Below are 22,353 nucleotides of genomic sequence, written 5' to 3'. Positions count from 1 at the left end.
GGAGTGCCGGCCAGCGGCCGGCACTACCGGGCAGGATCAGGCCGCGGCGCGGGCCTGCCGCGCCGGCTGCAGGCGGAACGCTCCCACCGCTTCGGCCAGGGCATGCACCTGCGCCTGCATCTGTGCAGTCGAGGCACCGGCCTCTTCCACCAGGCTGGCATTGCGCTGGGTACTGGCTTCCATCTGCACGATGGTCTGGTTCACCTGTGCGATGCCGGCATGCTGGTCCTGCGATGCGCTGCGGATGCCGGCCAGCAGGTCCGCCAGCTGCTGCACGCTGCCGACGATCTCGCCCATCGTGGTGCCGGCCTGCTCGGCCTGCTGGTTGCCCTGCCCGACACGCGCCACCGAATCCTCGATCAATCCCTTGATCTGCTTGGCCGCCTCGGCACTGCGCTGGGCCAGCAGGCGCACTTCCGCAGCCACCACGGCGAAGCTTCGGCCCTGCTCGCCGGCACGTGCCGCTTCCACCGCTGCGTTCAATGCAAGGATGTTGGTCTGGAAGGCGATGCCATCGATCAGCTGGGTAATGTCACCGATCCGCCGCGAGGCTTCGCTGATGCCGTGCATGGTCGCCACCACCTGGCCCACGGCGTCGCCGCCGCGCTGGGCCACCGCTGCCGCACCCTTGACCAGCGCATCGGCGCGACCGGCCGCGTCGGCATTGCGGCCCACGGTGTCGGTCAGCTCATGCATCGACGCCGCGGTTTCTTCCAGGTTGGCCGCCTGCTGCTCGGTACGCTGCGACAGGTCGTGGTGGCCAGCGACGATCTCGCCAACGCCGGTATCCAGGCTGGAGGTGGCCTGCTGGATGCGGGTAACGATGCGGCCCAGCTGCGCGACGGTGGCGTTGGCATCGTCGCGCATGCGCGCGAACACGCCCTGCAGGTCGCCGTCCATGCGCACGCTGAGGTCCCCGCGTGCCAGCGCGGCCAGCAGCGCCTGCAGGTCGCCGAGATTGGTTTCAAAGGTCGCCAGCAAGCGGTTGATGCTGGTCGACAGCGTGCGCACGAAGCCCTGCTTGCCGTCCAGCACGATGCGACCGTGCAGGTCACCGTGTGCGGCGGCGTCGACCAGTGCGCCCACTTCGGTTTCGAGCAGGGTTTCCAGTGCGCGGCTGCGCCATTCCACCGCCACACCCAGGAACTGTCCTTCGTCGGTGATGGGGTTGGCGATCAGCTGGTAGCGAACATCGTCGTGGCCGATCTCGCGTTCTTCGCGCTGGCGTACGCCGGCCAGGCTGGCCAGCGCCGGATGCAGGCGCACCGCATCGCTGCCCACGAGCGCTTCAACCTGCAGGTCCAGCTGCTGCAGCAGCGCCGGGTTGGCATACGCCACCAGCCCTTCGGCATCGATCACCATCAGGCCGGTCTGTGCGCTGTCCAGTGCCTGGCGCACGCGGGTATTGCCGCGCGCCACCGCGCGCTCGGTCTCGATGCGCGCACGCAGGCGCTGCTGCATGTCGACCAGGCGCTGGGCGAGCTGGCCGATCTCATCATTGGCGTTGTACACGCGCAGGGTGGTATCCAGGCGATCGTCGGCGATGTCGCTGGCGAAGCGCAGGGTGTCCTGGATCGGCTGGCGCACCGCGCGCAGAACCAGCACCAGGCTGGTGATCAGCACGCCGGCGACCAGCAGCAGGGTCAGCGCGAACAGCACGCTCATGGTGCGCGTGCCGGCCTGCTGGCGCGCCTGTGCCTCGGCCAGCGCCGCCACCTGGGCCTGCTGGAAGGCCGCCAGCGCCGGTGCCACGCCGGCGGCGGTGTCCAGCAGCGACTGCGCCTCGACATCCAGGCCGACCCGGGCGGCGGTGTAACCCAGCAAGGCGACCTGATAGGCCTCCATGCCGCTGCGCAGGGCATCCTGCACATCGGTGGACAGGCCGGCCAGCGCGAGGTCGAACGGCAGCTTCTCTTCGCTGGCGCGGTCGGCATGGGCCGAGTCACCGTCGAGCAGCAGCAATGCTTCCTGCCGCCGCATCTTCTGCAGGGACAACGCCAGCAAGGGGCGCTGCAGCGCATCGACCTGCGCCTGCAGGGTGTCGGCGGCCTGCTGCAGCTGCGCGGCAAGACCGGCATCACCCCGGCCCATCTCGTCGACCCGTTCGAACAGGGCCGCGACGCCCTGAGAGAACGCGTCCGCGGCTTCGGTCAGCACCTGCAGTGCCTTGCGCCGGCCGGCATCCATCGGTATCGCGCGCAGCGCCTGCAGGTCGGCCTGCAGTGCCTTCTGCGTCGCCAGCAACTGGTTGCGGTCAGCATCATCGAAACTGCGCGCATACTGGGTCTGCAGGCGCCGGGCTTCGGCCACACGCGTGGCCAGGCTGGCGGCCAGGTCGCTGCCGCGCTGGTAACTGGCCTGGTTGCGTGCGGCCTGTGCGCTGGCGTGGCCGGTCCAGGCGTAGACTGCGGCGATCGCCACCAGGCCCAGGCCACAGACCCAGAGGGTTGCCTTGAGCTTGTTGGCTACGCTGAGCCGGTGCGGCTGCAGCCACAGCAGCAGGCTCGACGACAGCACGCCGGGCGACGACGCGCGCAGGCGGGCCAGATGCGTGCGCAGGGACCGGAGGTGGGGAACGACGGCCGACATGACAGACTCCAGGCGGAAGGACACACCTTTATCGGCTGGACTCCCGACACCTTTAGGCCTGTTTTCGTGCCGCCGCGACGCTCGCCGGCGGACGCGGCCTTTGTACCGGGCACAGGCGACGGGGGCATGACACCGGCGCTGCGCTTGACCTCAACCCCGGTTGGGGGCGCACAGTGGACGTCCCTCCCCTGCCCGGTGCCCGCATGACGACGCTCGATGTCCCCCGCTACCTGCAGCGCCTGCAGCTGGATGCACCACCCCCGCTGACCCTGGCCGGCCTGACCCTGCTGCAGCAACGCCACAACGCGCTGCTGCCGTTCGAGACCCTCAGCTGCCTGCTGCGTGACGCAGTACCGATCGACCTGGACAGCGTGCAGCGCAAGCTGCTCGACGAGCGCCGGGGCGGTTACTGCTTCGAACTCAATGGCGGCCTGCTGGCATTGCTGCAGGCACTGGGCTTCGATGCCCAGCCGCTGAGCGCGCGCGTGCTGCTGGCGGCACAGGATGGCGAACTGACCGCACGGACCCATCTGCTGCTGCGCGTGCATGTGGAGGGCGAGGACTGGCTGGTCGATGCCGGCTTCGGCAGCCTGACCCCCACCGTGCCGCTGCGCCTGCACGACACCGCACCGCAGGCCACGCCGCACGAGCGCTATCTGCTGCAGCAACCGGGCGATGACGGCGATTTCGTGCTGTCAGCCGAATCCAGCGATGGCTGGCGGGCGATGTACCGCTTCGACCTGCAGGCGCCTGCGCCGATCGACAACGTGGTGGGCAACTGGTACGTGTGCACCCATCCCGACTCCAGCTTCCCGGGCCAGCTGCGTGCGTCGCTGACCGGGCCGGACTGGCGCCGCACCATCGGCAGTGGCAACTACACCGAGTACCGCCCGGGGCAAGCGCCGGACAAGCGCCCGCTGCACGATGTCGGCGACGTGCGCGAGGTGCTGCAGCAGCGCTTCGGCGTGCAGCTGCCGGACGACCCGCGGCTGGACCCGGCGATCAATGACTGGCTGCAGCGCTCGCGCGCCGCAACACCGTAGCGTCGAGCTTGCTCGACGGAGGCGTTGGTAGCGCCGTCAACAGCAGTCGAGCAAGCTCGACTCTACAGAATCGCGCGCGCCTGCAGCGCGATGCGGTTGCCTTCGCTGTCGCGGATTTCGGCCACGCGCCAGTCGCCGGCATCGGCCGGGCCGAAGCGCAGTTCGGCGCCGGCCTGCAGCGCACGGTCGAGGCTGGCCTCAAGATCATCGACACCGATATAGAGGCGCGCGCCCTGTTCGGAGGGCTGGTAGTCCGCCCCCTGCACCAGCGACATGCTGGCACCCGTCGCGTCGTCCGAGAACGGCAGGTAGGCCATCTGGCAGTCATGCAGCAGGATCGGTTCGTCCACCACCACCTGCAGCCATTGCTGATAGAAGGCGATGGCACGGGCCAGGTCACGGGCGGGGATCTCGACATGCAGGATCGGGTTCACGGGCTTTCCTCGCTCGACGCAGTCAGATGATGCGCAGGGTAATCGCCTTCAGTACCGCACGGGTACGGTCGCGGGTGCCGAGCTTGTCGAGAATGGCGGAAACGTAGTTCTTCACCGTGCCTTCGGCCAGGAACAGGCTGCGCGCGATCTCCTTGTTGCTGTAGCCGCCAGCCAGCAGGCGCAGGATCGCCACTTCGCGTTCGCCGAAGGTGTCGGTCGGCGGCGCTTCATCGTGGAAGCGGTAGCGCGCGCGCACCGGCTCGGTGCTGACCGGCATCAGCAGCGTCTCGCCCGCGGCGACGCGCTCGATCGCCTCACGCAGGTCGGCCGGCGCGGCATCCTTCAGCAGGAAGCCCTGTGCACCAGCCTCGCTGGCACGCAGCAGCAGATCGCTCTCATCAAAGGTAGTCAGCAGCAGCAGCGGGGTGGCGTCACCGCGGGCACGCAGCTGGCGCAGCGCTTCGATGCCATCCACGCCCGGCATGCGGATGTCACTGAGCACCACGTCCACCGGCTGCGTGAGCAGCGCATCCAGCAGTGCCTGACCGTCTTCGGCTTCCAGCACCACCTCCACCCCCAGGCCCTGCAGCAGCGCGCGCAGGCCGGCGCGGACCAATGCCTGGTCATCGGCCAGGGCAACGCGGATCGCGGTGCCGCTCATGCCGGCAACCATGCGGTCAGGTGCATGCCGCCCTGTGCGGTGCGCGCCAGTTCCAGCTGGCCGCGCACCGCAGCCAGACGCTCGCGCATGCCGGCGATGCCATTGCCCTCGCGGATGCGATCGCTGCGCTGGCCGTCATCACGGATATCGATACGCAACCGGGAATCCTCTTCGTTGATCGTCAGCCATACGGTATCTGCGTTGCCATGCCGGGCGGCATTGGTCAGCGCTTCCTGCACCAGCCGCAACACGGTCTCGGCCGTCAGCGGGTCGGTCACGCGCACGCCCTCGCCGATTCGCAGTTGCAGCTTCGGCCGTGGAAAGGGTGCGGCCAGCGCGTGCAGCGCGGTGGCCAGATCGAGCCCGCGATCATCGCGCATCGACTGCACCACCTGGCGGATATCGCCCAGCAGTTCGCCCGACAGCTGCTCGGCCAGGACCAGGCCGTCGCGTCCGGCCAGCGCCGGGTCAGCTGCCAGCGCGCGCAGGTTCAACCGCATCGCGGTGAGCTTGTGGCCCGCCACGTCGTGCAGCTCGCGCGCCAGGCGCAGGCGCTCGGCATCGCGCGCACTGTCGGCCAGCAATGCACGCGTGGCCAGAAGATCCGCATTGACCCGGGCCAGGTCATCGCGGGCCAGTGCCGTGCTGCGTGCATAGTGTGCGGTCAGTGCGGCGAACGCCTGGAAGCCGCCGTACAGCAGCACCACCAGCAGCGGCTGGCTGAAGCCACTGTGGCGCAGCACCGCATACATCGCCACGTTGGCCAGCAATGCGACACCCAGCACGAAGCGCGGCGGCCAGTGCTCGGCCAGCTGTGCGACCAGCACCACCAGCAGCACGGGAGCGGTGCCGGTACGCGGCTGCAACGCGACCAGGGCAACCGCCAGCAGCGCCTGCAGCACGGCAGCGACGACGCGCACGCGCGACGGCATCGACGCCCAGCCGTGCAGCACGAACAGCAACAGGAACCCACCAAGCAACAGCAGGCTGGGGCCGGTCTCGCCGCGCTGCACCGCGAATGACAGGCCGACCGCCAGCACGGTCACCAGACCGGCAAGGCTGAGCGGACGCAACAGGTGGCGGAGCAGGCTGGGCATGGCCAGATGCTGACGGCCGCGCCTGCCGTCGGCAATGGGTCCAGCGCAGAAAGTGACTTCTGGCACGTCGAATCGATGACCACTGGCCCTGAAACCGGCCCCACCCCCCGCGCAGACTGACCCCACACCGCAGCACACCGCCCACTTCCGGAGCCACTGCCATGATCCGTACCGCCCTGCTCAGCACCGTCCTGACCGCCCTGGCCCTGGCCGGCGGCGCCCACGCCGCCGATCTGGCCGTGACCGTACACGATGTCCGCGTGCAGACCGGTACGCTGCGCGTGGCCCTGGTCGACAACGCCACCGCCTGGGACGGCAAGGCTGCGCCGGTGCAGGCGCAGCAGGCCAGGCCCAGTGGCGACAGTGCCCACTTCGTATTCAAGAACGTGCCGGCCGGCAGCTACGCAGTGCTGCTCACCCACGACGAGAATGACAACGGCAAACTCGACACCAACCTGGTCGGCATGCCGGTGGAAGGCTATGGCTTCAGCAACAACCCGCAGGTGATGCGCAAGCCGACCTTCGACGAAGCCTGCGTCAACGTGCCGGCCGCCGGTGCCGCCATCGACATCACCCTGCGCTGATTCCTGCATCCAGACCCGAGGCCATCATGGACCGTCGCCGCTTCCTTCGTACCCTGCTCAGCAGCAGTGCCTGCCTGGCGCTTGGCGCCACCGCCCTGCGCAGCGCACCCGCCTTCGCCGGCGACCCCGCGCACTTCGCGCAGGGCCTGCAGGAGCACCCGTGGCTGCTCGGCTGGCGCAGCGTCAGCAGCGAAAGTCTCGGCCCCGCCACCGTGCAGCTGCAGGGCCGGCTGCCGGCCGGACTGGCCGGTACGCTGTACCGCAATGGCCCGGCCTGGACCGAGCGCGATGGCTTCCGCTATGACCACTGGTTCGACGGCGACGGCATGGTGCATGGCTGGCGCTTCAACGGAGATGGCAGCCTGACCCATCACGGGCGCATGGTAGCTACGCCGAAGTTCAGCCGTGAGCAGAAAGCCGGCCGTTTCCAGTACCCCGCTGCGGGCACCAGCGTCCCCGGTGCACTGGCAGTGCGCAACAACGACGACGCCAACGTCGCCAACACCTCGGTGACAATGATCAACGGACGCCTGTTCGCGCTGTGCGAATCCGGCTCGGCGTTCGAGGTGGAGCCCGATTCACTGCAGACCCTTGGCCCGGTCACCTGGCGCCCGGACCTGGCCGCACTGCCGTTCTCCGCCCATCCCCTGCCCGACCGCGATGGCAGCGTGTGGAACTTCGGCTCGATCAGCCTGATGGGGGGCCACGGCCTGCTGGTCTGGCACATCGGCAAGGACGGTCAGCTGCGCAGCGCCAACGTGATTGAAACGCCGGAGCACGGCTACCTGCATGCCTTCGCCATGACCGAACAGCACCTCGTTTTCGTGCTGATGCCGTTCGACTTCACCGGTACCGGTGGCAGCTTCTTCGAGCGCATGCAGTTCGCACCGCAGCGCGCGGCGCGCATCGCGGTGGTCGCCAAGGATGCGCCGGACAAGGCGCAATGGTTCGAGGCGCCGTTCGCGGCGATCTACCACTTCGGCGATGCCTTCACCCGCGATGGCGGCATCGTGCTGCGCCCGGTGCGCCACGACGACATCAACGAAGCGCGCTCACCGATGAAGGAAGCGATGGCCGGTGATGGCGCACACGCCGCCAATAGTGGCGCCAGCCTGGTCGAGCTGCACCTGGACCTGCGCCGTGGCCAGGCGCGCTGGGAGTCGCTGGGCATCAGCGCGGTGGAGTTTCCGCTGTTCGATCCGCGCTCGGCCAACACCCGTGGTGCGCGGCTTTACGCGCCCACCATCGATGGTCCGGCCAACGCGCCCTACTTCAACGCCGTGGCTGCATTCGACATCGAGCGGGGCCGCCGCCAGTTGTGGCACTACGGGCCGGACATCATGGCCGAGGAACACGTATTCGTTCCGCGCCCGGGCAGCCGCAACGCAGACGACGGCTGGCTGATCGGCACGCTGCTCGATCCGTCGAACAAGCGCAGCGGTCTGGCCGTACTCGATGCGCGCCACCTGGACGATGGCCCGATCGCACAGGCCTGGCTGCCCTATGCGGTGCCGCTGGGCTTCCACGGAACGTTCGCCGCACGCGGCTGAGTGCACGCCGCACGGACACCGGCGCTGGCATGCTGGGGTTCCCCTTGCAGCGGAGCCCGGCATGTCCCTGGCAGACCATCGAAACGCGCTGGCACCGCAGGGATTCCTGCGCGTGGCTATCAACCTGGGCAATCCGGTGCTGGCACAGGGCGATGCGCGTTCGCCGCGTGGCCCCTCGCTGGAACTGGCCACTGCATTGGCGCAACGGATGGGGGTGCAGGCCCGCTTCACCTGTCACGACGCGGCAGCCTCGGTGGTTGCTGCGGCTGCCGAAGACGCTTGGGATCTGGCCTTCCTGGCGATCGATCCGGCGCGGGCGGACCGCATCGCCTTCAGCGCGCCGTACGTGGAAATCGAAGGCACCTACCTGGTGCGTGAGGACAGCCCGGCGCAGCAGGTGGCCGACCTCGACCGCGACGGCCTGCACATCGCGGTCGGCCAGGGCGCGGCCTACGACCTGTTCCTCAGCCGCGAGCTGCGCCACGCCACGATCGAACGCGCCAGCACCTCTGCGGTGGCCATTGACCTGTTCGACCAACAGCAACTCGATGCTGCTGCCGGCGTGCGCCAGCCATTGGAAGCCTGGGCGCGGTCGCATCCCGGCCACCGCGTGCTGGCCGATCGCTTCACCGCGATCCGGCAGGCGGTGGCGGCGCCGGCCTCGCGCCCGGCCGATGCGTTGCAGGCACTGTTCGAGGAGGTGCAGGTCATCAAGGCAGGCCCGCTGCTGGGCGAGGCCTTCGCCCGGGCCGGGCAGGCGGTCACGCTGGTGCGGTGAATGCAGCGCACACGCAGTCGAGCATGGATCGACGCTACAGAGCGCGTGCGGCCTACTGGAACAGGTACTTCAGGCCGATCTGCGCGCGGCGGCCGTAATACTCCACCTGCAGCGGCCGCTGCGGGCTGCCCTGGTAGTACTTCAGCGGTTCGTTGGTCAGATTGCTCAGTTCGGCGAACACGGTCCAGCGATCAAGCGTGTAGGACGCGCTGAAGTCGACTGAGGTGTTGGCACCGTACCAGGCATCGGTGGTGCTGCTGTCGCCATGCGATTCGATGTAGGCGCCCTTGTGGTTGGTCGCCAGCCGGGCGGCGAACGCACCATCGTCGTAGTACACGGTGACGTTGTACAGGCGGTCGGCCTGGCCGGTGATCGGCACGTTGCCGCTGCGGCCCGGAATGCGCATGCGCGAATCCATCAGGGTCAGGTTGGCATTGATGCCGAAATTGCTCCACAGGCCCGGCAGGAAATCGAAGCGACGCACGAAGGCGAACTCGGCACCCCACAGCTTGGCGTCGTCGCCATTTTCCGGGCGGTAGAAGGTGACATTGGTGTTGCCGTTGAAATTGCCGGTGCTGCTGCTCTGGAACACCGGGTTGCTGATGTTCTTGTAGAACACGCCGCCGGACAGCAGGCCCAACGGTCCGGCATACCACTCGGCCATCAGGTCCAGGTTGTCCGAATAGGTCGGGTCAAGGTCGGCATTGCCGGAAGTGAAGGTGCCATCGGCTTCCATGAACGAGCCTCCCGGATTGATGTCACCGAAGTTGGGGCGGGCAAAGCTGCGGGTCAGGCCCAACCGCAGGTTCAGGTCACTGCGCGGTGAAAAGCGCACGTTGAGCTGCGGCAGCACCGAGGTGTAGCGCTTGCGACCCAGGTTGGGCAGCAGTGCGCTGCTGCCATCGGCATCGCGCTCCAGCACCTGCCCACGCACGTCGGTGGCGGTGCGCTCCAGGCGCACGCCACCGACCACGTCCCAGCGCTCGTCCGGCGTCCAGGTGCCCATCGCATAGGCCGCGTACTGCTTCTCGGCCACGTCGAAGTTGCGGCCCAGCGCCGCGCCGTTGGCCACCAGCGCCGAGTCGCCCGGCACCAGCACCAGATGCTGCTTGTTCTGCCGGTACCACTCGGCCAGGGCCTGCATCGGCACCACCTGCGAGAAGTCACGGGCGTAGTCGCGGCCGTTGCCGATGTCATAGCCGCTGCGGCCAGGCTGGTCCATCAACGGGAAGTCGGCCAGGGTCGGCACCGGCCCCCCGGTCGCGGTGTTCCAGGCATAGAACTCGTCGGAGAAGCGTGCGCGGCGCTGCTTGTCACGGTACTTGGCACCGGTCTTCCAGGTCAGCGTGTCGCTGGCGTCGAAGGTGAAGTCCAGCTGCGCGACGGCCCTGTCCTTCTCATTGACCGCCACCCGGTACAGCTCCACGGCGCTCAGCGACATCTTGCGTGGGTCCATCGAAAAGCCCGGCGGCAGATGGGTCTCCGGGGTATCAGCGGCGACGTTGCCGCCATCAATGGTGTTGTACGAGTTGCGCCCTGCACCGCGATCCTGCAGGCCCTGGTAGCCGACCTTGCCCTGGTTGAACTGGACCACGAAGTAGGCGTTGTCGGCACAGGTGGGAATGCAGCCGTAGCGGAAGTCGTTCTCGGCGCTGGCCAGCTTCCAGTCCACCTGGCCGCGGCCGAAGGTGTGCTGGCCGCCGAACTCGAAGGTCTTGAACTCGGTGATCAGCTCGTTGTGGATGTTCTGCAGCTCGACGCGATCCTTGTCGAAGCGGTAGCGGTGCTTGTAGTGGGTCTCATCGTCGCTCAGTTCGCCATACTGGCCACGCACGTACAGCCGGTGGCCGTCGGCCGGCAGGAATTCCATGCCACCGTTGACACCGCGGGTGGTGCGCTCGCCGGTGTAGTCGCGCAGCTCCAGGCGGTAGATGCCAAGGCCATCGGCACTGCGGCGCGGCTCGAAGTTATCGGTCGCCCACGGGCGCTTCCAGTAGGTGCCGTTGATCAGGAACCCGAAGCGGCCATCGGCGCTGCGGTCGCCATACAGCACATTGGCGCTGGTACCGGTATCGACGGCCTTGTCGTTGTAGTTGCCGGCCACGCTGGCGGCGAAGGTGCGGCGCGCAGGCGCGGTGCGGGTAACGAAGTTCACCTGGCCACCGATGGCGTCGCCTTCACGGTCCGGCGTCAGCGTCTTGCTCACTTCAATGCGCTCGATCAGCTCGGTGGGGAAGAAATCGAACGCGGTGGCGCGGCTGGTGGTTTCCTCTTCGGCGGTCGGCAGACGGTCACCGTTGAGGGTGGTCGAGTTCCACTGTGCGGGCAGGCCACGCACGGCGACGAAGCGGCCTTCGCCCTGGTCGCGCTCGATCGACACGCCCGGTACGCGCTGTACGGCTTCAGCGGCGTTGTGGTCGGGCAGCTTGCCGATGCCATCGGCGCTGACCACGTTCATCAGGTTGCTGGCTTCGCGCTGGGCATCCAGCGCCTGCTTCTCGCCGCTGACGATGCTGCCGACCACGGTGACGGTATCCAGATCGACGGCAGAGGGAGTGGGTGCGGTATCGGTCGCGACCGGGGACGCGGCCTGGACGGCCAGCGGGGCATGCAGCAGGGCGAGCAGGCCCAGGGTGAGCGGATGGCGCGTAGGCAGGGTAGACATGGCGATGGCGGCGGCAAGGGAAAGTGGACCGCTCCTGCGGGAGCGGTGATGGCGGCCACTTTCAATCAGCGCGGTGAAGCGCAGGCGGCATCGACTAGGCAGGTCGGGGCAGCTGTCTAGGTGATCGCGAGGGTGGCTACTGGGCCAGCAGGCGGCGGCCACCCACCCAGACCTCGGCCACGTAGTCCGGCAGGGTTCCACGCACCCGCACAAGATCGGCGCGCAGGCCTTCACCGATGCGGCCCCGGTCACGCAGGCCCAGCGCCTGTGCCGGTGCATGGCTGACCGTACCCACCGCGCGCGGCAGGCTCCAGCCCAGCTGCGCGCACAGCACGCCCAGTGCAGGCAGCAGGCTGGCCGGCACGTAGTCGGAGGACAGCACGTCGAGGCAGTCGGCACGGGCCAGTTCCAGCGCCGCCACATTGCCCGAATGCGAGCCGCCCAGCACCAGGTTGGGGGCGCCGGCAACGATCGTCAGGCCGGCCACGCGCGCCGCCGCAGCCGCCTCGAGCGTGGTCGGGAACTCGCAGATGCGCGCACCACTGGCCACGGCCTCGTCCACATCCGCGGGCACGGTATCGTCATGGCTGGCCAGGCACAGACCGCGTTCCCGCACCCACTGCAGCACCTGCTGCAGGTGTGCGGGGCGATAGCGCGCCTGCTGTGCACGGCGTGCCTGCAGCAGGTCGTCCAGATAGGGGGCCGGTGCGTCGGCCGGCAGACCGTAATAGGCCGCATAACGTTGCAGGTTGCGGAACTGGCGCTGCCCCGGGGTGTGATCGGTCAGCGACAGCAGGCGCACCGCCGGATCATCCAGCAGCGGCTCCAGCAATGGCACCAACCCGGGATACGGCAGCTCGGCGCGCAGGTGCAGGTAGTGGTCGCTGCGCAGGCCACCGCCACGGCGCGCCTCGGCCAGCGCCGCATGCGCGGCCTGCAGGCTGCGTACGCGTACGCTGTCGGCCTCCACGTCGCCCACGGCCAGCGCATCGCAGGCCGTAGTGATGCCTGCAGCCAGCAGCTGCGCATCGTGCGCCTGCACGGCCGCGGCCGCGGGGAAGGCCACGCCTGGGCGTGGTACCAGGTGCTTCTCCAGATTGTCGGTATGCAGCTCGACAAACCCCGGCAGCAGCCAGTCGCCGCCGCAGTCCTCGGCGCCCGGCCGCCGAACGCGCCCCTGCCCCACCGCGTGGATGCGTGGCCCGTCCAGCACCACATGGCCGTGCACGATCTCGTCGGCCAGCACCAGTCTCAGGTTGTCGAGGATGTGTTCGCCCATGGTTTCCATAGCCCGTGTCATGCCATTGCAATCGCAGCGCGTTGATATGCCTGCACGTGCAGTGCACCTGTCTAGTCCAGCAGCCGCAGATGGAGGTTTGATGACCATGCCCGACCCGGCCCTGACGCCACGCGATTCGGCGCTGCCACTGTGGCAGCAGATCGAACAGGCGCTGCTGCGGCAGATCCGCGAACGCCAGCTGGTGGAAGGCGATGCACTGCCTTCGGCGCAGGTGCTGGCCAAGCGCTTCGCGGTCAACCGCCACACCGTGCGGCGCGCGATCGAGGCGCTGGAAGAGCGTGGCTACGTGCGCACCGAGACCGGTCGCGGCAGTTTCGTGCAGGAGCATCCGTACCACTACCCGATCAGCCGGCGCACGCGCTTCGGCCGGGCCATGCATGACCTGAACGTGGAAAGCCACTACACCCTGCTCGATACCCGCGTGCAGGTGCCAAGCCGCCAGGTGGCGCGCGCGCTCGGCCTGATTGCCGGCGAACGCGTGCATCGGGTGGTGTACTCCAGCCAGGTGGAGGGGCGCACGGTCGACCACAGCGAAGCCTATTTTCCCGCCACCCGATTCCCGGGACTCGGAGAGGTGTTCGCACGCACGCCCTCGGTGACCCGCACCCTGGCCGCGTTCGGCGTCACAGACTACCTGCGCCGGCACACCACGGTGATGGCGCGCCTGCCCGACGCCGAAGTCGCGCGCGTACTCGGGCAGTCAACGCGGCGGCCGGTACTGTGCGTGCACTCGCTCAACGTCGATCCGCAGGGACAGCCGGTGCAGTTCGGCATCACCAGCTTCGCCGGTGACTGGGTGCAGCTGATGGTCAGCAGCGACCTCTAGGGGAAGCGACCACCAGGGGAAGCGCGGCGGGCGTTGCACCCGCCGCGCGCAGGCTTCATGCCGCGCGGCGCAATGCCGTGTAGCGACCGTCCACCAGTTCCTCGGCCAGGCCGAAGCTGAGCGTCATGCCCAGGCCACCGCCACCGATGGCGTTGACGAGGGTCACACCCGGGGTGGGCTCGGCGACGAACTCGCTGCTGCCGTCCAGCAGCTTGGGATAGATGCCGTGCCAGGTCTGCGCGATGCGCGCGTCCGGTACCTGCATGAAGCGGGACAGGTAATCGAGCACCTTCTGGTTGATGGTGTGCTCGTCGAACGGGTCATGCGTATGGGCATAGGCATGCGAGTCACCGATGGTGATTTCACCGAGGCCGTTCTGAGCCGCCATCACGTGGATGCCCAGCTCGATCAGGTCGGCATGCTCGGCCTGGTAGCGCGCCTGCAGCGGGGCGACGTCGGCAGCCTCGCGGAAGCCGGCGTAGTGCACCAGTGACAGGCCGCCACACAGGGCAGCCCCCAGGCGGAATCCGGACGGCTGCGCGGCCAGGCGCAGCATCTGCAGCTTGCAGCGGGTCAGCGGCGCGGCGGCATACAGCTCCGGATACAGCTGTTCGAACTCCGGGCCGCTGCAGACGAACACCTGGTCGGCCTCGAACAGGCGGCTGCCGGACCACACCCGACCGCTCTCCACCGCCGTCACCGGCGTGCGCCACTGGAACTGCACGCCATGGCGCTCGCGCAGCACATCCGGCAGCGCGCGGATCGCCTGGCGCGGATCGACCACTAGCTCATCGGCATTGAACAGCGCGCCACGCAGTTCGCGTGCGACCAGCGCCGGCGACTTCGCCAATGCCGCATCCCGGTCCAGCAGCCGGCATGGGCGCAACTGCGCATTGGCGACCGCGTACTGCTGCAGCACGGCCCATTCGTCGTCGGCGTGGGCAACGTGCATTGAGCCACAGGGGTCATGCCAGAGGCCGGCCACGTCGATCAGCTCCTGCCAGATCTGCCGCGAGCGCAGCGCACGCTCGTACAGCGGGCCGTTGGGCACGCCAATCGGCCAGACCATGCCGAAGTTGCGGATGGAGGCGCCGACAGCGCGCTCATGGCGCTCCAGCACGGTGACCTTGCAGCCACGCACGGCCAGCGCGCGGGCCACGGCCAGGCCGACGATGCCGGCACCGACCACGAGGGCGGTTGTGTTCTTCATGGGGGATGGACTCAGACGGAGGCGAGCGCCGGCATGCGGGCCAGGCGCAGGGCCTTGTGGTGGAAGTACAGCAGCGACAACAACAGGCAGGCACCGCCCAGCAGCGACAGATGGATCACGGCGCTGGAGAAGAAGCGCACCCACGACAGCTGCAGGCCGGAGAACTCATGGCCGAGCAGGACCAGCACGCTGCCGAGATAGCCGAACGCATCAGCCAGATACATCACGAAGCCGACGTTGCCGGCGACCTTGAAGGTGGCGATCAGGCGTTCGAAGAACACGCAGTTGAACGGCACGTAGGCCAGGTACAGGCCGAAGCCCACCAGGCCCAGCCACGCCAGCGGATGCAGCATGCCCTCGCGGAACGCCAGCGTGCTCAGGCCGGCGGTGGCCAGGCCGATGAACATCAGCACGTGCAGGGCCATCAGGCCGTTGAGGTTGTTGCGGAACCAGGTCAGCCCGGCGGTCAGCGCCAGCACGGCGAATGCCACCGGTGTTTCGATGGCGGCGAACACGCCGGCGCTGCCGCCATACCCCAGCTCGCGGAACAGTTCGGCCTCGAAGCTGTCGCGGAAGTCGCGGACCACGGTCAGGCACACGTAGCACAGGATCATCAGCACCAGCCCCGGCAGGAAGCGGCGCACGAACGCGCGGCGCTGCATGCGGTCCATCGGCAGGCGCGGCGAACGCTCGCGCAGGTCGTCGGCATCCGGTGCGGGAATGCGTTCGAGCATGCGCACCGACACCAGCAGCAGCGGCAGGAAAAGCAGCCCGCACAGGAACGGCATCCAGAACTCGCTCACGCCCTGCAGCAGCAGCCACTTGCCCACCGACTTCACCACGCCGGACGCCATGATGAAACTGGAGGCGAGGATCGCACCCATCGCTTCGGTGGTCCGGCGCCCTTCCAGATAGCTGAACACCAGGCCCCAGACCATGCCCAACGGCAGGCCATTGAGAAACAGGAACGGGATGTTCCAGGGCGCCGGCACCAGTGCAAAGCCAAGCAGCGCCAACCAGGAGATACCGATCAGGCCCAGCAGCAGGCTGGCGCGGCGCTCGGCGCGCAACTCGCCGATCACCCGCACGCCGATGAACTTGCTGCACATGTATCCCAGCACCTGCGCCACCACCAGCCACACCTTGTAGTCGGCGCCAAACAGGTGCTGGCCGTCGAACGATGCAGCGGCGAAGGGCTTGCGGAACGCATACATGCAGGCATAGGTGGACAGCGCCGCACTGCCGGCGAACACGGTCAGTGCCAGCGGATGCCCCTGCAGCCGTGCCCGCAGCGAGGGCCCGCTCATGCAGCGGCGACCGTGCCGGTGCGTGCCAGGCCCAGCAGCGCCGGCAGGCGGTCGAGATGGTCGATGATGTGGTCCGGGCCATGCGGCAGCAGCTCGGCCCGGGTGAACGCGCCGGTGGTGACCGCAACATTCAGGCCGACGCCGGCGTTGCGGCCTTCGTTGATGTCGACCTCGGTGTCGCCCACCTTCACCACGGCGGCGGCATCGTCCACCCCGGTACGCTGCATCAGCGCCTGGATCATGTACGGCGCCGGGCGGCCCGCAGGCACTTCATCGCTGGCCACCAGTGCATCGATGCGATCCTGCCAGCCCAGCCGCGCGATGATCACTTCGGCGATGTCACGCGAGAAGCCGGTGTCCAGGCCGATACGGATGCCGTGCGCGCGCAATGTGTCGAACAGCGCCTCCGCGCCGGGCAGCGGCGCGATACCCGGCGCGTGCCGGTAGCACGCCAGCATGCGTGCCACGAAGTCGGCATGGATCGGTGCCACGCGCGGGTCGTCCACCGTGGCGCCCAGCAGCCGCGCGATCGCCTGCGGCTTGGGGTAGCCCATCAACGGGCGTACGTCTTCCACCTCGATGGCGTGCCCCGCGGCGGCCATCGCTTCGGCGAAGGCGTGGGCCACCAGGCCCGGGTCGGCAACGGTGGTTCCGGCGATATCAAGGACGGCGAGGCGGTAGCGCATGGCGGCAAGGGGTGTTGAGCGGAGGTGCCCAGCTTCGCCGCGCCCGGCCACGCCCTGATGACAGCGCCCGGACAGGCCTATGCACCTGTCTAGCCGGGCGATCCCTGCGCGGCCATGTGCCGCACGTGTTCGGCGGCCTGCGCGTGCAGCCAGTCGCGGAAGGCGAGGAAGCCGCGATGGCTGGCCGAGCGCTGCGGGTACACCAGCCAATGCGGCCACGCCGTCTTCAGCCGCTGGCTGGACAGCGCGACCAGCTGGCCGGATTCCAGCAACAGGCGCGCCCGCGTCACCCGTCCCAACGCCACACCTACCCCGTCCAGCGCCGCACGGTGGTGGGCCTCCGAATCATCCAGTACCGCCACGAAGCGCGGCGGCGGGCTTTGCCCGCTCAACGCGAACCACGCGCCCCACGCGCCATCGGGATCACCGAGCAGCGGCCACTGGGTCAGCGGCACGCGGTCGATGCCGCCCATGCGCTCGATCAGCGCAGGGCTGGCCATCGGCAGCAGCCATTCGTCGAACAGCGGTTCCACCACCAGCCCCGGCCAGTGCCCGGTGCCCAGCCGCAGCGCGGCGTCGAACTGGCGCTGCCGCTCGAAGTCGACCAGCCGTTCACTCGACTGCAGGTTGATCTCGATCTGCGGGTGTGCAGCCACGAAGTGGCCCAGGCGTGGCACCAGCCACGCCGACGCCATCGATGGCACCGCGCTGATCGTCAGCACGTGCTCGGCGCGCGCCGCATAGGGCTGGAAGGCCTCGTTGATCGCGTCCAGATGCGGGCCGACCTGCTCCAGCAGGCGCTGCCCTTCCAGCGTGAGGGTGACGCCACGCGGCTGCCGGACCAGCAGCGGCTGGCCGAGGCGCTCTTCCAGCTGGCGCATCTGATGGCTGAGTGCGCTGACCGTCAGGTTCATCGACGCCGCCGCACGCGACAGGTTGCCGAGCCGGGCGGCAGCCACGAAACCCTGCAGGGCATGGAGGGGCGGACGGGACATCAGGCTTGAATTTCTCTCAAGGCGCGCTTGCGGAAATGTCGCTTTTTGCGCGTCCATGCTGCCCGTATCGTGCAATCCACTCAAGTGGAGGCACGCTCATGAACATCTTCAGCAGCCTGTTGTTCCTGCATGGCCATGTGGCCAGCGCCGAGCTGGCCCGGCAGCTGGCCAGCCCGGTCCCGCCGCCCAGCAGCACTCCCGGTAGTGCCGGCCGCTGGCCGGCAACCTCGCCAACCGGGCAGCCCGCAGCTGCCGGCCGATGCCCGGCACGCCCCTAACGCTGCAGCGCCTCCTGCACCGCCGCCGCCACGTCGGTGTTGTCGATGTAGCGGCCGTCGTTCCAGCCCACGTGCTGGCGGTAGCCGGCATCGACGCCACGCACGCGCGTTCCCAGCAGGTCCGCGCCCGCGCCCTTGGCCCACAGCGGCACCAGCGCATTGGAGTGGTTGCCGGTGGGGCGGAAGCTCATCCCCGGCACGCGTCCGCGGCCGTTGTTGCGCACGGGCTGGAAGGCGACGTTCTGTGCATCGGGGCCCATCGGCATGCTGTTGTCGTGGTCGGTGGTGACGATGAGCAGGTTGCGCTCCCAACCGCCGTTACGCTCGATCCAGTCCACCACCGCCGCCACCGCGTCGTTGAACTCCGCGGTCTCCTCGATCAGGCGGCCGTACTGCGGCTGGTCGCTGCATTGGCCGTAGTGCCATTCGGTACCGCAGGCGCTGGTATGCGCGGCCCAGTCGGTGGCGCCGCCTTCCACCATCAGGAACAGCCCCTTGGCCGAACGCTGCTGCAGGAACCGCAGCGCACCGCGGGTCATGGTCGCAAGATCCGGCACGCTGTCGATCTTCCTTACGCCGGAGGGCATGGCCGCATCCTTGCCCAGCACCTGCAGCTGGCGTGCCTGCTGCAGCGTGTTGGCCACGCGTGGCACGCCGATCAGCGGCCGGTCGGCCGGCAGCCGTCCCTGCGCCAGCGCGGCGAATTCCTCCTTGCCGCGGATCAGGCGCCACGGCCCCGACGGGTTGCCGCCAATGGTGCGGCCTGCTTCCAGCTGCTGCCAATCCTGCTGCGACACCCACTCCCACGGGTTCGCGCAGCCTTCGGCCCTAGCGGCTTCCGTGGTCTGGCCACAGGCCAGGCCATCGACGCTGTAGCCCGGGCCACCGGTGCCCACCACCAGGTCCATGTGGCCCTGTGCCAGCATCTGGTGGGCGATGGCGTGGTAGTTGTTGCGCGACGCGTTCTGCGCCGCGAACGCCGCCGGGGTGGCATGCGCGAACGGCACCGAGGTAACCACGCCGGTGGCCATGCCCAGGCGCTTGGCGCGCAGCGTGTTGAACTCGACCGGGTTGCCGTCGTTGTTGTAGTTGATGGCGTTGTTGTAGGTCTTGATGCCCGAGGACAACGCGGTGCCCGCTGCCGCACTGTCGGTCGCCACCGCCGCCAGGTACTGGTAGCCCACGAACGGCAGGTCCGGCGCGGGCACCGGTTCGGTATCCCAGGCCTTGCCCGCGTCGTAGCCGAGGGTCTGCGCGTTGTCGCGGGTCGGCTGGCTGCTGGAATTCAACGGGAACGTGGTCACCGCCAGGCGCTGCGGGAAATCCGCATAGGGGGCACCTTCGCGGCTGCCGTACTGCCAGTAGGCGGCGGCATCCCAGGTGCCCCAACCGGCGCCGTCGTTGATCATCACGATCACGTTGTGCGGACGCGCTTCAGCGGAAGGCACAGCCTCGGCGCGCAGGTTGGGCTGGCAGCCCCCCAGCCCTGCCAGCGCGATCAGCAACGAGGAATGGAGCCAGCGACGTGGCGCGTGTGCAGTCATCGGATATCCCGTCGGGCCAGCGGCGGCCCACAATGACGATACGTTATATCGTTTCAATGTTGCAGCTTCATGCAGCCGCCGCACACTATCCTGCGGCTCTCCATTGCCACCGCCTCCTCCATGTCCCTCCCCGTTCCAGAGCGCGCGCCGCTGTCCTCGATCACACTGGATGCGGCCACCTTCGCGGTGATCCACCAGCACAACGCAGAAACCGCGCGGCAACCGGCCTCGCTGACCAAGTTGATGACCGCCTACGCCGCCTATGCATGCGTCGAAGAACGCGGGCGCGCATGGGACGAAGCGGTCACTATTGCCAGCAACGATGTGCATGCGGTGGCCGATGACGAAACGCGCATGGGGTTGGTGCCTGGCGAGACAGTTACTTTGGCACGCCTGCTGGAAGGCTTGATGATCGTCTCCGGCAATGATGCTGCATTGGCGATCGCGCGCCACCTTGACGGATCGCAGACCGCATTCCTCGATCGCATGAACCGGCATGCGCGCCAGCTTGGCCTGCGCAGCACCTGGTTTGCCAGCGTCTCCGGCATCACCACCCCGCACCACGCATCCAGCGCGCGCGACATGGCAGTGCTGGCCGCCTGCCTGCTGAACGATCATCCGCAGATTCTGGCGATCACCGCACAGCGCGCGTTCGTGCATGGTCGCTTCAGCCGCAACAACCAGAACGCCCTGCTTGGCGAGCACGGCGTGGATGGATTGAAGACTGGCTACACTCGGGCCGCAGGCTTCTGCCTGGCCGCCACCGCATGCCGCACGGTGCCTGGGCGGGCGCAGCCGGTGCGGCTGATTACCGTGGTGCTGGGTTCTGAAAGCCGCGACGCGCGCGACGCGCTGGTGCGCGATCAGTTGTCGGCAGGGTTCGCCGCACTGGCCAACAGCTGACCGGCCATGCGTCTCAGCGCCGCTTGACCGTCGCCACGATCACGCGCTGCAGCTCGGCCTCGGCGTCGGCCTTGTCCAGTGCGCCGGCAGCCACGGCTTCCGACAGCGCTTCAGCCGCGCCCAGAATCGCCCAGCGCCCCGCCAAAGGCACGGTCCCCTCGGCGGCGAACGGGCCCAGCCAGACCTGGCAGTTGTCGATGAAGTCCTGCTGGTAGCGCCGGCGCACCTCGTGCAGTTCCGGCGCGCCGACCAGCGCGGCGAGGATGCCCTGCACTTCACTGCCCTGGCTGAGGATGCAGTCGATGTAGCCGGAGGCGATGGCCGCCGCACGATCGGCCAGCTGCGCCCTGGCGCGGCCGATGCGCTCGTGGAAGACCACGGTCTGCCGGCCGTCATAGTCATCGTAGAGCGCCGCCAGCAGTCCATTGCGGGTCACGAAGTGATCGTAGGCCACCGGCTTGGTCACGCCCGCCGCCTCGGCCAAGCGTCCCAGCGTCAGTGCATCGGTGCCTTCCTCGCCGACCAGCGCCCAGGCCACGTCCAGCAACTGGCGGGCGCGTTGCTCGCGGGTCAGTCGGCGGCGTGTGGGAGCGGGCGTGGCAGGCATCGGCAGGGCACGGCGGTCAGCGCATCGGAGTACCGATTTTAAGGCCGATCTCTCCTGCCGACTGCAGATGCGCCCCGGCGGCGCCGGAATCGGCGTCCAGCAGCAGTTCGGACGACAGCACGCGCGCACCGCAGTAGTCGAAGATGCCCATGTCGATCTGGGTCTTCATCGCCGCCCCATAGCCGCGCCGCTCGATCATCTCCGCGCCGGCGCCACCCACCCCGACCAGGTGCACGCGCAGCCGTTGCAGCTTCTTCTGCACCTTGCCGTCGGCGCCCTCCTGGTAGGCCCAGCCCTGGGTGAACACACGGTCGATCCAGCCCTTCAGCAGCGCCGGGAACGACCACCAGTACAGCGGGTAGACCAGTACCAGCGTGTCGGCCGCGTCCAGCCGCGCCTGCTCGGCGGCGACATCGGCCGGTACAGCGCCAGTGCCGCGGAACAGCGCCTGGTCCTGCAGGTTGAAACGCGGGTCGAATCCTTCGGCCATCAGATCGGCGTGGGCCACGCTGTTGCCGGCATCGGCCGTGCCGATGGCCTCGCCGATGCGCCCGGCGACGGCGTGGGTCAACGAGGAAGGATCAGGGTGGGCGATGACGATGAGGCTGTGCATGGGCGATCTCTGGAATTCACTAACTACCAATGGTAAGTAATGAATGGCCTCGCACCAGCCCCATTGATGGGACGCTGTTTCCGCATCACCCGTATAGTGCGGTGGTCCCCTGCACGACGCCCCCACATGCGCCGATACCTGCCGCTGCCGATACTGCCCCTGCTGCTGTCGTTGCTGCTGCCTTCTGCCTTCGCCGGTGAACTCAGCCCCAGTGACGCGAAGGCACTGCGCGAAGATGTGCGCGCCATGATGGCCGCTTACGCCCGTGGCGATGCGGAATTCCTCATCGAACGCACCCATTCCAGCCTCAAGCAGCTGGCCGGTGGCGATGAGGCGTTCCAGGCGATCACCCGCGATGCATTGAAGAAGCTGCGCAGCACCGGCGTGGTGGTCATCAGCGAAGAGGTGGGCGTGCCGACCCGGACCTATGCTGCCGGAGAGGAAGAAGTCTGCTTCGTGCCGCGCCAGTCGCTGGTGCGGGTGCGCGAAACACCGATGCGCAGCACCACGTTCATGGTGGCCGTGCGCCGCGTCGGCAGTGCGGACTGGACCTATCTGGATGGGTCCGGCCTGCAGGGCAATCCCGCGCTGCTGCGACAACTGCTGCCCGCCCTGGAACCCGGAGTGACCCTGCCCAAGCGGGACATCGAGGCGCTGTAGCCGGCGGCGCATCCCTCCGCGCA

21 protein-coding genes are annotated in these 22,353 nt (G+C 68.4%); 8 read left to right on the top strand and 13 right to left on the bottom strand.

From position 1 onward, the window contains the following. Positions 1-36 precede the first annotated feature (36 nt). Positions 37-2,589 (bottom strand): methyl-accepting chemotaxis protein, encoded by a 2,553-nt coding sequence (locus SSKA14_RS04220; RefSeq protein WP_008265568.1) that lies wholly within the window; start codon positions 2,587-2,589, stop codon positions 37-39. A 203-nt stretch (positions 2,590-2,792) separates the two neighbouring features. Between SSKA14_RS04220 and SSKA14_RS04215 the strand changes: the two genes are divergently transcribed. Further along, positions 2,793-3,632, top strand: coding sequence for an arylamine N-acetyltransferase (locus SSKA14_RS04215; protein WP_008264824.1), 840 nt, complete (start codon positions 2,793-2,795; stop codon positions 3,630-3,632). A gap of 62 nt (positions 3,633-3,694) precedes the next feature. On the opposite strand, the gene SSKA14_RS04210 is transcribed toward SSKA14_RS04215, so the two are convergent. From SSKA14_RS04210 to SSKA14_RS04200, 3 genes are read right to left on the bottom strand one after another with little or no spacing between them, the layout of a single operon-like run. Continuing rightward, complete coding sequence (locus tag SSKA14_RS04210; protein ID WP_008268448.1) at positions 3,695-4,066, bottom strand: VOC family protein; 372 nt, start codon at positions 4,064-4,066, stop codon at positions 3,695-3,697. A 22-nt stretch (positions 4,067-4,088) separates the two neighbouring features. Beyond that, positions 4,089-4,727, bottom strand: coding sequence for a response regulator transcription factor (locus SSKA14_RS04205; RefSeq protein ID WP_040009345.1), 639 nt, complete (start codon positions 4,725-4,727; stop codon positions 4,089-4,091). Then, positions 4,724-5,824: a histidine kinase gene (locus SSKA14_RS04200; protein ID WP_008267141.1), complete on the bottom strand. Its 1,101-nt coding sequence runs from the start codon at positions 5,822-5,824 to the stop codon at positions 4,724-4,726. The genes SSKA14_RS04205 and SSKA14_RS04200 overlap by 4 nt, the downstream gene beginning before the upstream one ends. Before the next feature lie 161 nt (positions 5,825-5,985). On the opposite strand from SSKA14_RS04200, the gene SSKA14_RS04195 reads away from it, so the two are divergent. From SSKA14_RS04195 to SSKA14_RS04185, 3 genes are all read left to right on the top strand, one after another. Next, entirely contained in the window at positions 5,986-6,408 is a 423-nt protein-coding gene (locus SSKA14_RS04195) for a DUF2141 domain-containing protein (protein WP_008268607.1), read from the top strand. Positions 6,409-6,434: 26 nt separating this feature from the next. Continuing rightward, a complete protein-coding gene (locus tag SSKA14_RS04190; protein ID WP_008266260.1) occupies positions 6,435-7,958 on the top strand; it encodes a carotenoid oxygenase family protein in 1,524 nt (507 codons plus the stop codon). A 61-nt stretch (positions 7,959-8,019) separates the two neighbouring features. Beyond that, on the top strand, positions 8,020-8,736 hold the full coding sequence (locus tag SSKA14_RS04185) for a transporter substrate-binding domain-containing protein (protein WP_008266377.1): 717 nt from the start codon (positions 8,020-8,022) through the stop codon (positions 8,734-8,736). A gap of 52 nt (positions 8,737-8,788) precedes the next feature. On the opposite strand, the gene SSKA14_RS04180 is transcribed toward SSKA14_RS04185, so the two are convergent. Together SSKA14_RS04180 and SSKA14_RS04175 are read right to left on the bottom strand one after the other, a co-directional pair. Further along, a complete protein-coding gene (locus SSKA14_RS04180; protein ID WP_008268452.1) occupies positions 8,789-11,401 on the bottom strand; it encodes a TonB-dependent receptor in 2,613 nt (870 codons plus the stop codon). Positions 11,402-11,537: 136 nt separating this feature from the next. Further along, positions 11,538-12,680, bottom strand: coding sequence for an alpha-D-ribose 1-methylphosphonate 5-triphosphate diphosphatase (locus SSKA14_RS04175; RefSeq protein ID WP_040009339.1), 1,143 nt, complete (start codon positions 12,678-12,680; stop codon positions 11,538-11,540). Between the two features lie 100 nt (positions 12,681-12,780). On the opposite strand from SSKA14_RS04175, the gene phnF reads away from it, so the two are divergent. Then, the gene (gene phnF, locus SSKA14_RS04170) at positions 12,781-13,527 is read left to right on the top strand and encodes a phosphonate metabolism transcriptional regulator PhnF (protein WP_008268280.1); all 747 of its coding nucleotides are present in this window, start codon (positions 12,781-12,783) and stop codon (positions 13,525-13,527) included. Positions 13,528-13,582: 55 nt separating this feature from the next. Here phnF and SSKA14_RS04165 read toward each other — a convergent pair whose 3' ends face one another. The 4 genes from SSKA14_RS04165 to SSKA14_RS04150 all read right to left on the bottom strand — a co-directional run bounded on the left by SSKA14_RS04165 (position 13,583) and on the right by SSKA14_RS04150 (position 17,725). After that, positions 13,583-14,737 (bottom strand): TIGR03364 family FAD-dependent oxidoreductase, encoded by a 1,155-nt coding sequence (locus SSKA14_RS04165; protein WP_040006986.1) that lies wholly within the window; start codon positions 14,735-14,737, stop codon positions 13,583-13,585. A gap of 11 nt (positions 14,738-14,748) precedes the next feature. Then, a complete protein-coding gene (locus SSKA14_RS04160; RefSeq protein WP_008267564.1) occupies positions 14,749-16,044 on the bottom strand; it encodes a DUF5690 family protein in 1,296 nt (431 codons plus the stop codon). Continuing rightward, positions 16,041-16,730: an HAD family hydrolase gene (locus SSKA14_RS04155; protein WP_008268732.1), complete on the bottom strand. Its 690-nt coding sequence runs from the start codon at positions 16,728-16,730 to the stop codon at positions 16,041-16,043. Before SSKA14_RS04155 ends, SSKA14_RS04160 begins: the two co-directional genes overlap by 4 nt. 89 nt (positions 16,731-16,819) lie before the next feature. Beyond that, complete coding sequence (locus SSKA14_RS04150) at positions 16,820-17,725, bottom strand: LysR substrate-binding domain-containing protein (protein ID WP_040006985.1); 906 nt, start codon at positions 17,723-17,725, stop codon at positions 16,820-16,822. A 98-nt stretch (positions 17,726-17,823) separates the two neighbouring features. On the opposite strand from SSKA14_RS04150, the gene SSKA14_RS04145 reads away from it, so the two are divergent. Beyond that, entirely contained in the window at positions 17,824-18,003 is a 180-nt protein-coding gene (locus SSKA14_RS04145) for a hypothetical protein (RefSeq protein ID WP_040006984.1), read from the top strand. Here the strand turns inward: SSKA14_RS04145 and SSKA14_RS04140 are convergent. After that, positions 18,000-19,547: an alkaline phosphatase gene (locus SSKA14_RS04140; protein WP_040006983.1), complete on the bottom strand. Its 1,548-nt coding sequence runs from the start codon at positions 19,545-19,547 to the stop codon at positions 18,000-18,002. The two genes, SSKA14_RS04145 and SSKA14_RS04140, sit on opposite strands and share 4 nt — an antisense overlap. A 120-nt stretch (positions 19,548-19,667) precedes the next feature. On the opposite strand from SSKA14_RS04140, the gene SSKA14_RS04135 reads away from it, so the two are divergent. Continuing rightward, positions 19,668-20,450 (top strand): D-alanyl-D-alanine carboxypeptidase family protein, encoded by a 783-nt coding sequence (locus SSKA14_RS04135; RefSeq protein ID WP_008265991.1) that lies wholly within the window; start codon positions 19,668-19,670, stop codon positions 20,448-20,450. A gap of 13 nt (positions 20,451-20,463) precedes the next feature. Here the strand turns inward: SSKA14_RS04135 and SSKA14_RS04130 are convergent, their stop codons facing one another. Next, positions 20,464-21,057 carry a TetR/AcrR family transcriptional regulator gene (locus tag SSKA14_RS04130; RefSeq protein WP_008266550.1) on the bottom strand — a complete coding sequence of 198 codons (594 nt, stop codon included), beginning with the start codon at positions 21,055-21,057 and terminating at the stop codon, positions 20,464-20,466. 16 nt (positions 21,058-21,073) lie between these two features. Further along, positions 21,074-21,670 (bottom strand): NAD(P)H-dependent oxidoreductase, encoded by a 597-nt coding sequence (locus tag SSKA14_RS04125; protein ID WP_008268334.1) that lies wholly within the window; start codon positions 21,668-21,670, stop codon positions 21,074-21,076. 126 nt (positions 21,671-21,796) lie between these two features. Here SSKA14_RS04125 and SSKA14_RS04120 point away from each other — a divergent pair, with 126 nt between their 5' ends. Then, complete coding sequence (locus SSKA14_RS04120) at positions 21,797-22,330, top strand: hypothetical protein (RefSeq protein WP_008265599.1); 534 nt, start codon at positions 21,797-21,799, stop codon at positions 22,328-22,330. The last annotated feature ends 23 nt before the right edge of the window (positions 22,331-22,353 follow it).

This window comes from Stenotrophomonas sp. SKA14 (genome assembly GCF_000158575.1).
GTDB classification, from domain to species: domain Bacteria; phylum Pseudomonadota; class Gammaproteobacteria; order Xanthomonadales; family Xanthomonadaceae; genus Stenotrophomonas; species Stenotrophomonas forensis.
The sequence above is the reverse complement of the archived record's forward strand: the minus strand, read 5'-3'. Positions and strand labels throughout refer to the sequence as shown.